Raw genomic sequence first — 11,834 nt, 5'->3', positions numbered from 1 at the left:
AGTTCATTTTATGAAAATGAACCAAGCTTATTTATGAAGATTGACACTAAGCCCTAAAGCTCTAAGTTCGTGCAATAGTACATTTAAGGATTCGGGAATTCCTGCCGAAGGCATAGGTTCACCTTTTACGATAGCTTCATAAGCTTTTGCCCTACCAATAACATCATCAGATTTTACAGTAAGAATTTCTTGTAAGATATTTGATGCTCCGAAAGCTTCGAGAGCCCAAACTTCCATTTCTCCAAATCGTTGTCCACCGAATTGTGCTTTTCCGCCTAATGGTTGCTGAGTGATAAGTGAGTAAGGACCAATTGAACGGGCGTGCATTTTGTCATCGACCATGTGTCCTAATTTTATCATATAGATTACACCAACAGTTGCAGGTTGGTCGAATCTTTCGCCAGTTCCACCATCGTACAAGTAGGTTTTTCCATATCTTGGAAGGCCGGCTTTGTCGGTATATCCATTTATTTGCTCGGTTGTAGCTCCATCGAAAATTGGAGAAGCAAACCTTAGGTTAAGTTTCTGACCTGCCCAACCTAAAACAGTTTCGTAAATCTGTCCTAAATTCATTCTTGATGGTACTCCAAGCGGATTTAGAACAATATCAACGGTAGTTCCATCGGCCAAGAATGGCATATCTTCGTCTGCAACAATTTTAGCAATAATTCCTTTGTTTCCATGACGACCAGCCATTTTATCACCAACTTTTAATTTTCTCTTTTTGGCGATATAGATTTTCGCAAGTTTAATAATCCCAACAGGCAATTCGTCACCAATGGTAATATTATATTTTTCCCTTTTAACGTCACCGTCAAGATCTTTGTATTTTACTACATAGTTATGAAGCAATCTTTGAATTACTGCATTTTTTTTCTTGTCGGTTGTCCACCTATTCGAATTTACATTCAAAAAGTCAATTTCTTGTAAAAGTTTTAAGGTGAATTTTGTGCCTTTTGGAATTAAGTCTTTACTTAAATAATCTTTTACACCTTGAGAAGTTTTGCCATTTATTATGCTAAACAATTTCTCAATCAATCTGTTGTTTAAAGAATTTACATCGGCAGCGAAAGTTGCTTCGATTTTTTCGATAATTGGCAAATCAGAATTTCTTACCTTCCTATCTTTTATTGAGCGAGCAAATAATTTTTTCTTTATAACAATTCCATTTAAAGATGGAGAGGCTTTTAAAGACGCATCTTTAACATCGCCAGCTTTATCGCCAAAAATTGCTCTCAATAATTTTTCTTCTGGTGAAGGATCCGACTCGCCTTTTGGAGTAATTTTTCCTATTAGAATATCACCTGGCTGAACATCGGCACCTATGCGAATTAGTCCATTCTCGTCAAGATTTTTTGTTGCTTCTTCGCTTACATTTGGAATATCTGCAGTAAGCTCCTCCAAACCACGTTTTGTATCTCTTACTTCCAAATTGTATTCATCGATATGAATAGAAGTAAAAAAGTCTTCTCGAACAACTCGTTCAGAAATTACAATTGCATCCTCAAAATTATATCCTTTCCATGGCATAAATGCTACTTTCAGGTTTCTTCCTAATGCAAGTTCACCATTTTCTGTTCCATATCCTTCTGTCAAAATCTGACCTTTAACAACTTCGTCTCCTTTCGAAACTATTGGACGTAAATTTAAACAGGTGTTTTGGTTTGTTTTATGATATTTCGGAATTTCGTATTCTTTCAGATTATCATCGAAAAGTAAAAATTCTTCTTCCTCTGACCTTAAATATCTGATTATTATCTTTTTAGAATCGACATACTCCACTACTCCATTATCTTCTGCCATAAGCATTATTCTGGAATCCTGAGTAGTTTTGCCCTCAATTCCTGTACCAACAACTGGAGCTTCAGGACAAAGAAGAGGCACTGCTTGTCTCATCATATTTGAGCCCATAAGTGCTCTATTTGCATCATCATTTTCAAGAAATGGTATTAAAGATGCGGCAATAGAAGCAATCTGGTTTGGAGCAACGTCCATCAAATCTACTTTATCTTTTTCAATTAAAGGAAAATCACCATCGTATCTCGACTTGATTTTATCGTTTACGAAGTAACCATCCTCACCAACTATTGCGTTTGCCTGAGCAATAATTTTGTCTTCTTCTTCTTCGGCACTTAAATATATAACATCTTTTATTGAGGTATAAACTTTTCCTTCTTCAACTTTTCTGTAAGGTGTTTCAATGAAACCAAGTTTATTTATTTTTGCATAAACACAGAGAGATGAAATCAATCCAATATTCGGACCTTCAGGTGTTTCAATAGGACAAAGTCTTCCATAGTGAGTATAGTGAACATCTCTTACCTCAAATCCTGCTCTTTCTCTTGATAGTCCGCCTGGACCTAATGCCGACATTCTTCGTTTATGAGTCATTTCGGCAAGTGGATTTGTCTGATCCATAAATTGGGACAATTGGTTTGTACCAAAAAATGAATTTATTACAGATGATAATGTTTTTGAATTTATCAGGTCAATTGGTGTAAAAACCTCATTATCCCTAACATTCATTCGCTCTCTGATAGTTCTTGCCATTCTTGCAAGGCCAACTCCAAACTGATTTGAAAGTTGCTCTCCAACTGTTCTTACTCTCCTGTTGCTTAAGTGGTCAATATCATCAACATCTGTTTTTGAATTTATCAATTCAATAAGATATTTTATTATTTCGATAATATCTTCTTTTGTTAACACCTTGGTATCCATGGAAGTGTTCAGATTTAACTTTTTGTTAATTCTGTATCTTCCTACTTCACCTAAGTCGTATCTTTTATCGGAGAAAAATAGTTTGTCTATTACATCGCGAGCAGTTGCTTCGTCTGGTGGTTCAGAGTTTCGAAGTTGTCGGTAAATGTGCAGTACTGCTTCCTTTTCAGAATTACAAGGATCTTTTTGCAGTGTATTGTATATTATTGCGTAATCGCTTAGATTTTGATTTTCTTTATGAATAAGAATATATTTTGAACCAGAATCAATAATTGCATCTATATGATTTAATTCAATTATTGTTTCTCTGTCAATTATAACTTCATTCCTTTCAATAGAAACTACTTCTCCAGTATCTTCATCAACAAAATCTTCTACCCAACTTTTAAGAACACGTGCTGCAAGTTTTCTTCCAACAACCTTTTTCAAACCGGTTTTGCTAACTTTTACTTCATCGGCAAGGTTGAATATTTCTAAAACATCTTTATCGCTTTCATATCCAATTGCACGAAGCAGGGTTGTTACCGGAAGTTTTTTCTTTCTGTCGATATATGCATACATGACATTATTTATGTCTGTAGCAAATTCTATCCATGAACCTCTAAATGGAATTATTCGAGCCGAATAGAGTTTTGTTCCGTTTGCATGCAAGCTTTGACCGAAGAAAACACCGGGAGACCTGTGAAGTTGTGATACTATTACACGTTCAGCTCCATTAATTACGAATGTTCCTTTTGGTGTCATATATGGAATTACACCAAGATAAACATCCATAATCACTGTATCGAAATCTTCATGCTCAGGGTCTGTGCAATATAACTTCAATTTTGCTTTAAGAGGAACACAATATGTAACTCCTCGTTCAATACATTCGAGTATTGTGTATCTTGGAGGATCTACAAAATAGTCGATAAACTCCAACACAAAATTATTTCGGGTATCGGTTATTGGAAAATTTTCTGTAAAAACTCGATATAAACCTTCAATTCTTCTGTTTTCAGGAGTAGTTTCGAGTTGAAAAAAGTCTGCAAATGATTTAAGTTGAATTTCTAAAAAATCTGGATATTCAAGCTTATTTTTTATTGAAGCGAAATTAATTCGTTCGTTTGAATTTGATAATGACATGTTAAAAGGCTATTAGTTAATCTTAAATACAATATAACAAGAAAAAGGCTTAGAGTCAATTAGACTCTAAACCTATCATCCTAAATATTTTAAGGCAATGCTTATTTAAGTTCAACTTCTGCTCCTGCTTCTTCTAATCTTGCTTTTAATGATTCTGCTTCTTCCTTGGTTACACCTTCTTTTACTTCTTTCGGTGCTGAATCTACAAGTGCTTTTGCTTCTTTTAGTCCAAGTCCTGTAAGTTCTTTTACTAATTTCACAATTTGAAGCTTTGCTCCACCCGGAGAAACAAGAACAACATTAAATTCAGTTTGTTCTGCTTCTGCTGCTTCTTCAGCAACTGGTCCTGCAACTGCTACTGCGGCAGCAGCTGGTTCAATACCGTATTCACTTTTTAATATTTCTGCTAATTCATTAACTTCTTTTACGGTTAAGTTAACTAATTGCTCTGCAAACGCTTTTAAATCAGCCATTTTTTAGTTTGTTTTAATTTAATTAATTACTTTATTATTCTCTTTCTGAAAGTGTTTCAAGAACACCATGTAGGATACTACCTCCTGATTGTAATGCAGAAATAACATTCTTCGCAGGTGATTGAAGTAGAGCAATAATGTCAGCAACGAGTTCGTCTCGTGATTTAACATTAATTAAGGCATCTAATTGATCATCGCCAATGTAGCAACCTTCTTCTACAAATGCACCTTTAAGGATTGGTTTGTCATTACTTCTTCTAAACTCTTGAATCAGTTTTGCAGGTTGGTTACCTACTTCAGTAAACATGATAGAAGTTGAGCCTTTAAGAACTTCATACAATTCGTCGTATTCAAGCTCTGCTTTTTCCATTGCTTTTTTAAGCAGTGTATTTTTTACAACTGTTAGTTTGATGTCTTGTTCGAAACAAGCCCTTCTTAATGAACTAGTCTTTTCAGCATTTAATTCTGAAATATCGGTCAAATAGAAATGGTTTGTTTTGTTTATTTGCTCTATTAAACTATCAATAATTTTATTTTTTTCCTCTCTTTTCATGTTTACATAATCTCATTTAGTTAAGAAAACATTAGTAACAATTTGTTTTCTTAAAATTTAATTAATAATAGATTACTACTCTGATATTGATTTTGTATCAATCTGCAAGCCAGCACTCATAGTGCTCGAAATGAAAACACTTCTAATATATGTTCCTTTGGCTGATGTAGGTTTCAACTTGACAATTGTTTGGATTAATTCTCTGGCATTGTCAACTATCTGCTCAGCAGAGAATGAGACTTTGCCAATGGAAGCGTGAATTATTCCATATTTATCAACTTTAAAATCAATTTTTCCTTGTTTAACTTCTTTTACGGCTTTTCCAACTTCCATTGTAACAGTTCCACTTTTCGGATTTGGCATTAAACCACGTGGTCCTAAAATTCTACCAAGTTGTCCAACTTTTCCCATTACTGGTGGCATTGTTATTACAACATCTATATCTGTCCAGCCGTCCTTTATTTTTTGAACGTATTCATCTAAGCCTACATAGTCGGCACCAGCTTCTGTTGCTTCTGCTTCTTTATCAGGCGTACATAGCACAAGCACTTTAATTTCTTTTCCAGTACCATGTGGTAAAGTTGTTATTCCTCTAACCATTTGGTTTGCTTTTCGAGGATCAACACCTAATCTGATATCCATATCAATTGAAGCATTAAACTTGGTTGTTGTAATATCTTTTAATATTGTACTTGCTTCTTCAATTGAATGTATTTTACCAACTTCAATTTTATCTGATACTTTTTTTCTGTTTTTTGTAAGCTTTCCCATTTTTCAGTAATTGTATATTATAAATTTGGAAATTCACCTTTAACTGTTATTCCCATACTTCTGGCAGTTCCGGCAACCATTTTCATTGCCGAGTCAATTTTAAATGCGTTTAAATCTGGCATTTTTCCTTCTGCAATAGTTTTTATATCTTCCCAACTAACTGAAGCAACTTTGTCTCTGTTTGGTTCTGCTGAACCTGATTTTAAGTTAGCCGCTTCAAGTAATTGAACTGCTACAGGTGGCTGTTTAATGATAAAATTAAATGATTTATCTTTATAAACAGTAATTATTACCGGTAGTACTTTTCCGGCCATGTTTTGAGTTCGGGCATTAAACTGCTTACAAAATTCCATTATATTCACACCTTTTGCACCTAAGGCGGGACCTACTGGAGGCGATGGATTTGCTGCACCACCTTTGATCTGTAATTTTATTAGTCCTTCAATTTGCTTTGCCATATTTCTAAATATATAATTTTTATTCTTTTTCTACTTGCATGAAACTAAGTTCTAATGGTGTTCTTCTTCCAAATATTTTAACCATTACTTTTAGTTTCTTTTTCTCTTCATTTACTTCTTCAATTATTCCAGAGAAATTGTTAAACGGCCCATCGGTAACTTTAACTGCTTCTCCAACGCAGAAAGGTACATTGATTTCTTCATCGCTTTCTGCCAACTCATCAACTTTACCTAATATTCTATTTACTTCCGACAATCGTAGAGGAGTAGGTTCTCCACCTTTTGTTGTACTTAAAAAGCCAATTACATTTGTAATATTTTTAATAATGTGTGGTATTTCTCCTACAAGTGCAGCTTCAATTAATATATACCCAGGAAAAAAACTTCGTTCTTTACTAATTTTTTTTCCTTTTCTGATTTGATATATTTTTTCAGTTGGTATTAAAATCTGAGAAACGTAATCTTCAAGGTTTAATCTGCTAATTTCACTTAGGATATATTCTTTTACCTTTTTTTCCTTTCCGCCAATTGCCCTTAGGACATACCACTTTTTCTCGAACTCACCCATTATAAAAAAATGTTATTTATAACATATCGTAAATAAAACCTAATAATCCTTTCCAAACAGAATTTGAATTTATTCCTAATACAAAATCCATTAAAAAAACTGTAAATGCGATTATTAAAGAGGCAACCATTACAACTACTGCACTACTTTGAAGTTCGGCTCTTGTTGGCCAAGAGACTTTGTGCGTCAATTCTTCTATTACTTCTTTAAAATATAATATTATTTTCATTATCTTACTTTCTTGCAGTTTAGATATTCGCACGGGAGGAGCGACTCGAACGCCCGACACCTGGTTTTGGAGACCAGTGCTCTACCAACTGAGCTACACCCGTCTATTTCTTAATAATTATATATATAAAAAGATTTAATAGAATAAACTACCAAATCTTTTTACTTATATATTATACAGGTTTTTATACAGTAATTTCGATTACTTGTCCAGCTCCAACAGTTCTTCCACCTTCTCTGATAGCAAATCGAAGACCTTTATTTACGGCTACAGGGTAGATTAATTTCACAGTAATTGTAACATTATCACCTGGCATAACCATTTCCATTCCTTCAGGTAGTAAAATTTCACCTGTTACATCAAGTGTTCTAAGATAAAACTGAGGTCGGTAATTATTATGGAATGGTGTGTGACGACCACCTTCATCTTTTTTCAAGATATAAACTTCTGCTTTAAACTCTGTATGTGGTGTAATAGAATCTGGTTTAGCAATTACCATTCCTCTTTTAATTTCTTTTTTATCTACACCTCTGAGTAATAGACCTACATTGTCACCGGCTTCTCCTCTATCAAGAATTTTTCGGAACATTTCTACTCCAGTACAAACCGTTTTACGTCCTTCTGCACCTAAACCAATAAGTCTTATTTCGTCTCCGGTATTAACAACACCTGTTTCGATTCTACCAGTTGCAACCGTACCACGTCCTGTAATTGAAAATACATCTTCGACAGGAAGAAGGAATGGTTTTTCATTTTCTCTTGGAGGAATTGGGATGAATGTATCTACAGCTTCTAATAATTCATAAATTTTTTCTACCCACTTTGGTTCCAAATTCATTGCACCAAGTGCAGAACCTTGAATAACAGGAGTATTATCGCCATCAAATTCGTAAAATTCTAATAGTTCACGAACTTCCATCTCTACTAATTCTAACAACTCCTCATCGTCAACCATATCAACTTTGTTCATAAAAACTACTATTTTAGGAACATTTACCTGACGTGCTAATAAGATGTGCTCTCTTGTTTGAGGCATAGGACCATCTGTAGCAGCAACTACCAAAATAGCACCATCCATTTGAGCTGCTCCAGTAACCATGTTTTTTACATAATCGGCGTGACCTGGACAGTCAACGTGAGCATAATGGCGATTTTTTGTTGAGTATTCTACATGTGCAGTATTAATTGTAATACCTCTTTCTTTTTCTTCAGGAGCATTGTCAATTGAGTCAAAATCTTTCACTTCCGCAAGACCATCTTTTGCTAATATCATTGTAATAGCAGAGGTTAATGTTGTTTTACCATGATCGACATGGCCTATTGTGCCAATATTAACGTGCGGTTTCGACCTATCAAATTTTTCTTTAGCCATAATTCAAATATATTAAAAATTTAAAGTTTATTATTTCAAGTAACAATCCACAGTTTAGAGCCAATGATGGGAATTGAACCCATGACCTCGTCCTTACCAAGGACGCGCTCTACCCCTGAGCTACATCGGCTAATAAAAAAGAGCGGGAAACGAGGCTCGAACCCGCGACCTTCAGCTTGGAAGGCTGACGCTCTACCAACTGAGCTATTCCCGCTTTTTAATTCAACCGTGGGGGGAGGAGGATTCGAACCTCCGAAGGCGCTGCCAACAGATTTACAGTCTGCCCCATTTGACCGCTTTGGTATCCCCCCTTTCAATAAAAAGTAATAGAGCCGATGGGCGGATTCGAACCGTCGACCTGCTGATTACAAATCAGCTGCTCTGACCAACTGAGCTACATCGGCATTACTATAAAAGAACTCCTATTTCTTTTTTTCAAAATAGTTTGCAAATGTATATACTTAATTTTTAACATCAAAATAAATATTGCATTTTTTTTCTAATTATTTGCATTTTTGTTTGTTTCATTTTTTTTGTGAAACGCACAGATAATCAGCAAGATATATTTGAGCAGATATTTTTAGATATAGATCAATGCTTATAAATTAATTGAAGTTAATGAATTATTTATGAAAATTCTAAAAAAAGATATTTAGAAAAGCATTATTTTTTTTTCAATAGAATAATGATAGCTCTTTTTTGAACAAAATTTCATTTGATGATTTATCTGCAAAATAGTAGATTTTTTTCGAATTTAATAAATTTCAAATAATCATTTAATTCTGTTTTCCATTCATTATATAATGAAAAACTTTAACTAAAAATAATTCTTGTAAAAATCAAAAAACTAACTTGCTTAAACGCCTCGTTGTTTTTCTTTGTGTTTTTTAATTTGACGACGGAGAGCCTCTATTGCAGAATCGGTTGCAGCTTCAAATGTTTTTTCCTGCTTTTTGGCAAACAAATCGTTTCCTGGAATTTCAATTCTGATTTCAGTAACTTTATTCTCTTGATTTTGATTATTTACTAAACGTAAAAAAACTTCTACACCTATTATATTATCATATAACTGAATCAATTTGTTAATACGTGCTTCTACGAATTCTACGAGTTTTGCATCTGCATCAAAGCGAACAGAATGAATTTTTATATTCATATCATTTCCTCCTAAAAATTATGCTCTCGGATGAGCTTGTTTATAAATATTTTTTAATTTCTCAAAAGTTGTGTGGGTATATATTTGAGTTGCTGATAAATTTGAATGTCCTAATAACTCTTTTATTGCATTTAAGTCGGCACCATTGTTAAGCATATGTGTAGCAAAAGTATGTCTTAAAACATGTGGGCTTTTTTGTTCAATAGTTGTTGATAGCTGTAAGTATTTATTGACAATTCTATAGATTAATTTCTCGTAGGTTTTCTCTCCCTTTTTTGTTACAAAAAATTCTGTTGTTTTTTCTAATGCAACTTCCTGACGTTTTTGCAGGTATTCTAAAATGTTTGCTTTTAGTTTCAAACTGAATGGAATAATTCTCTCTTTATTTCTTTTGCCAAGAACTTTTAAACTTAATGAATGGAAATTTATATCGGAAACTTTCAACTTTATCAATTCCGAAAGTCTTATTCCTGAAACATAAAAAAGTTCAATAATCATTTTGTCTCTAAATCCTTCAAAATCATTGGAAAAGTCGTGTTCATCCAATAAATTATTAATTTGCTCTTTATCAACAAAACATGGTAATTTCCTTCCTGATTTTGGCGAAATTACTTTTTCCATCGGATTTGCATCTATCGCATTCTCTTTCAATAGATATTTAAAATATGATTTTAATGATGTGGTTTTTCGGTTTATCGATTTTGTTGAATAATTTTTAGTTAGCAGTGAAATTATCCAATTGCGAATATAAAGATGATTGGCAGGTATAAAATCGTCTTGACAATTATACTTTTCTTTACAAAAAGTAAAATATTGCTTCAAATCAATATCATATGAACGAATAGTATGTGATGAATATCTTTTTTCGAATTGAAGATATTTAATAAACTTATCCCTATTCATGTAAAGAAAACAAAATTAATAATCATTTGTAAATATATAAATATATTTACATTAATACAATTAAAAAGAAATAATTAATTGTCTTCTCTTTTCAATTGCTCAATATAAGTAGCGTGAATCATTTCTTCACGTTTGCAAACTGATGGTTTTTTAAATGCTTGTCTTTCTCTAAGTTCCTTCACTACACCAGTTTTTTCAAACTTTCTTTTGAAACGTTTCAACGCTCTATCAATATTTTCACCTTCTTTTATAGGAATTACTATCATACCAAATTTTTTATTTTAAAAATGAGCGGCAAAGATATTAATTCGAAATTTGATTTTCAAAATTATTTGAAAAAAAAATATTAATATAAATATCTCTAATTAATATAAATTCAAAATATATAATCGCCTGATAATGTGCGAAAAAGCTCAGGATTTACATTAAAACTAAAAATTTGTTTTTAAGTAAGAAAAATAATCTTGTAAAATTAAATTATACAAATCGACATTTTTCCAATTATTTTATAGTAAAATTAAATATTTTTGATAAAATTATATTCTAATAGCAAGGTCGAAAAATTAGTTTGAGATTTTGTATCTTGAGTTTTTTTTAATTGATAATTTTTATGTGTGGAAGATATATTGAAGTTCAGAAAGTTGAAGTCATAGAAAAGCGGTTTAACATTAAAATCCCAAATGAAATTGAGTATAAAACAAGCTACAATATTTCGCCCGGACAGTTAGCACCAATTATTACTAATGAAGATCCAAACATTTTGCAAATGTTCAAATTTGGATTAACACCATTTTGGGCAAAAAAGCAAATGTACCTTTTTAATGCTCGTGTAGAAGGAGATAAAAATAAAGAAAATGACTCAAACTATAGTGGATCTTGTGAAATAGTCAGAAAGCCAGCATTCAGAAAACCTATACGTAGTCGCAGATGTCTGGTAATTGCTGATGCTTTTATCGAAGGAACAACAAATGAAGGCTTAAGCAAACCATACCTTATATATTTAAGGGACAAAAAAAGACCTTTTGCTTTTGCAGGAATTTGGGATAGCTGGCAAAACAGCGAAACAGGTGAATTGGTTGAATCATTTTCAATAATTACAACTGTTGCAAATTCGCTAATACAAAAATTACCACATCAACGTTCACCGGTAATTTTGCACCAACATAATGAAAAAAAATGGTTAAATAATAAAACTCCTCTAAGCGATATAATTAGACTTTTGCGGGCATACCCTTCCGAATTGATGAACGCCTACCCTATTACCCCCACAATTAAAAACCCAAAAGCAGAAGGAAAAATTTTGATAGAACCTATCGGTCAAAGAATAGAAACTGAATTTGAGATAAAATCGACAAAAGAACTTCAACTTCAAGGAATGGGGAGCAACAAAAGAACTACCGATGCTCCTACTTGGGGCAGGCACTTGAATTAAAATTTCCTATAGGGGACTTCTAAAAATAGTAAATTTCAAGGCGTAAGAAATTTCAAAACCGCAGTTTACTATTGTA

At 33.0% G+C, this 11,834-nt stretch carries 12 protein-coding genes and 5 tRNA genes; 1 reads left to right on the top strand and 16 read right to left on the bottom strand.

Annotated features, from left to right (window positions below; genetic code table 11):
* Nucleotides 1–27: 27 nt before the first annotated feature.
* From rpoB to HN894_11630, 16 genes are all read right to left on the bottom strand, one after another.
* The gene (gene rpoB, locus HN894_11705) at nucleotides 28–3,843 is read right to left on the bottom strand and encodes a DNA-directed RNA polymerase subunit beta (GenBank protein ID MBT7143987.1); all 3,816 of its coding nucleotides are present in this window, start codon (nucleotides 3,841–3,843) and stop codon (nucleotides 28–30) included.
* A gap of 101 nt (nucleotides 3,844–3,944) precedes the next feature.
* On the bottom strand, nucleotides 3,945–4,316 hold the full coding sequence (rplL, locus tag HN894_11700; GenBank protein MBT7143986.1) for a 50S ribosomal protein L7/L12: 372 nt from the start codon (nucleotides 4,314–4,316) through the stop codon (nucleotides 3,945–3,947).
* A 34-nt stretch (nucleotides 4,317–4,350) separates the two neighbouring features.
* Complete coding sequence (locus tag HN894_11695; GenBank protein ID MBT7143985.1) at nucleotides 4,351–4,869, bottom strand: 50S ribosomal protein L10; 519 nt, start codon at nucleotides 4,867–4,869, stop codon at nucleotides 4,351–4,353.
* Between the two features lie 75 nt (nucleotides 4,870–4,944).
* Entirely contained in the window at nucleotides 4,945–5,640 is a 696-nt protein-coding gene (locus HN894_11690; GenBank protein ID MBT7143984.1) for a 50S ribosomal protein L1, read from the bottom strand.
* A gap of 17 nt (nucleotides 5,641–5,657) precedes the next feature.
* Nucleotides 5,658–6,098, bottom strand: coding sequence for a 50S ribosomal protein L11 (gene rplK, locus HN894_11685; GenBank protein MBT7143983.1), 441 nt, complete (start codon nucleotides 6,096–6,098; stop codon nucleotides 5,658–5,660).
* A 19-nt stretch (nucleotides 6,099–6,117) separates the two neighbouring features.
* Nucleotides 6,118–6,666, bottom strand: a complete 549-nt coding sequence (gene nusG / locus HN894_11680) for a transcription termination/antitermination factor NusG (protein ID MBT7143982.1) — start codon at nucleotides 6,664–6,666, stop codon at nucleotides 6,118–6,120.
* Nucleotides 6,667–6,682: 16 nt separating this feature from the next.
* Complete coding sequence (gene secE, locus HN894_11675) at nucleotides 6,683–6,898, bottom strand: preprotein translocase subunit SecE (protein ID MBT7143981.1); 216 nt, start codon at nucleotides 6,896–6,898, stop codon at nucleotides 6,683–6,685.
* A 27-nt stretch (nucleotides 6,899–6,925) separates the two neighbouring features.
* Nucleotides 6,926–6,998, bottom strand: a tRNA-Trp gene (locus HN894_11670).
* A gap of 81 nt (nucleotides 6,999–7,079) precedes the next feature.
* Nucleotides 7,080–8,267, bottom strand: a complete 1,188-nt coding sequence (gene tuf, locus HN894_11665; protein ID MBT7143980.1) for an elongation factor Tu — start codon at nucleotides 8,265–8,267, stop codon at nucleotides 7,080–7,082.
* Nucleotides 8,268–8,325: 58 nt separating this feature from the next.
* A tRNA-Thr gene (locus HN894_11660) sits at nucleotides 8,326–8,397 on the bottom strand.
* A gap of 11 nt (nucleotides 8,398–8,408) precedes the next feature.
* A tRNA-Gly gene (locus HN894_11655) sits at nucleotides 8,409–8,481 on the bottom strand.
* A 15-nt stretch (nucleotides 8,482–8,496) separates the two neighbouring features.
* Nucleotides 8,497–8,578, bottom strand: a tRNA-Tyr gene (locus HN894_11650).
* 19 nt (nucleotides 8,579–8,597) lie between these two features.
* Nucleotides 8,598–8,671, bottom strand: a tRNA-Thr gene (locus HN894_11645).
* Nucleotides 8,672–9,123: 452 nt separating this feature from the next.
* Nucleotides 9,124–9,423 (bottom strand): ribosome-associated translation inhibitor RaiA, encoded by a 300-nt coding sequence (raiA, locus tag HN894_11640; protein ID MBT7143979.1) that lies wholly within the window; start codon nucleotides 9,421–9,423, stop codon nucleotides 9,124–9,126.
* 18 nt (nucleotides 9,424–9,441) lie between these two features.
* Entirely contained in the window at nucleotides 9,442–10,326 is an 885-nt protein-coding gene (locus HN894_11635) for a tyrosine-type recombinase/integrase (GenBank protein MBT7143978.1), read from the bottom strand.
* Between the two features lie 74 nt (nucleotides 10,327–10,400).
* Nucleotides 10,401–10,592: a 30S ribosomal protein S21 gene (locus tag HN894_11630; GenBank protein MBT7143977.1), complete on the bottom strand. Its 192-nt coding sequence runs from the start codon at nucleotides 10,590–10,592 to the stop codon at nucleotides 10,401–10,403.
* 344 nt (nucleotides 10,593–10,936) lie between these two features.
* Here HN894_11630 and HN894_11625 point away from each other — a divergent pair, with 344 nt between their 5' ends.
* On the top strand, nucleotides 10,937–11,758 hold the full coding sequence (locus HN894_11625; GenBank protein ID MBT7143976.1) for an SOS response-associated peptidase: 822 nt from the start codon (nucleotides 10,937–10,939) through the stop codon (nucleotides 11,756–11,758).
* The last annotated feature ends 76 nt before the right edge of the window (nucleotides 11,759–11,834 follow it).

Source organism: Bacteroidota bacterium (assembly GCA_018692315.1).
In the GTDB taxonomy this organism is placed as follows: Bacteria; Bacteroidota; Bacteroidia; order Bacteroidales; family JABHKC01; genus JABHKC01.
This window is presented reverse-complemented; position numbering and strand designations above follow the sequence as displayed.

Excerpts from the sequence above, each read along its gene's own strand:
- rpoB (MBT7143987.1), bottom strand. The coding sequence starts at position 3,843 with ATGTCATTATCAAATTCAAACGAACGAATTAATTTCGCTTCAATAAAA.
- rplL (MBT7143986.1), bottom strand. The coding sequence starts at position 4,316 with ATGGCTGATTTAAAAGCGTTTGCAGAGCAATTAGTTAACTTAACCGTA.
- HN894_11695 (MBT7143985.1), bottom strand. The coding sequence starts at position 4,869 with ATGAAAAGAGAGGAAAAAAATAAAATTATTGATAGTTTAATAGAGCAA.
- HN894_11690 (MBT7143984.1), bottom strand. The coding sequence starts at position 5,640 with ATGGGAAAGCTTACAAAAAACAGAAAAAAAGTATCAGATAAAATTGAA.
- rplK (MBT7143983.1), bottom strand. The coding sequence starts at position 6,098 with ATGGCAAAGCAAATTGAAGGACTAATAAAATTACAGATCAAAGGTGGT.
- nusG (MBT7143982.1), bottom strand. The coding sequence starts at position 6,666 with ATGGGTGAGTTCGAGAAAAAGTGGTATGTCCTAAGGGCAATTGGCGGA.
- tuf (MBT7143980.1), bottom strand. The coding sequence starts at position 8,267 with ATGGCTAAAGAAAAATTTGATAGGTCGAAACCGCACGTTAATATTGGC.
- raiA (MBT7143979.1), bottom strand. The coding sequence starts at position 9,423 with ATGAATATAAAAATTCATTCTGTTCGCTTTGATGCAGATGCAAAACTC.
- HN894_11635 (MBT7143978.1), bottom strand. The coding sequence starts at position 10,326 with ATGAATAGGGATAAGTTTATTAAATATCTTCAATTCGAAAAAAGATAT.
- HN894_11630 (MBT7143977.1), bottom strand. The coding sequence starts at position 10,592 with ATGATAGTAATTCCTATAAAAGAAGGTGAAAATATTGATAGAGCGTTG.
- HN894_11625 (MBT7143976.1), top strand. The coding sequence starts at position 10,937 with ATGTGTGGAAGATATATTGAAGTTCAGAAAGTTGAAGTCATAGAAAAG.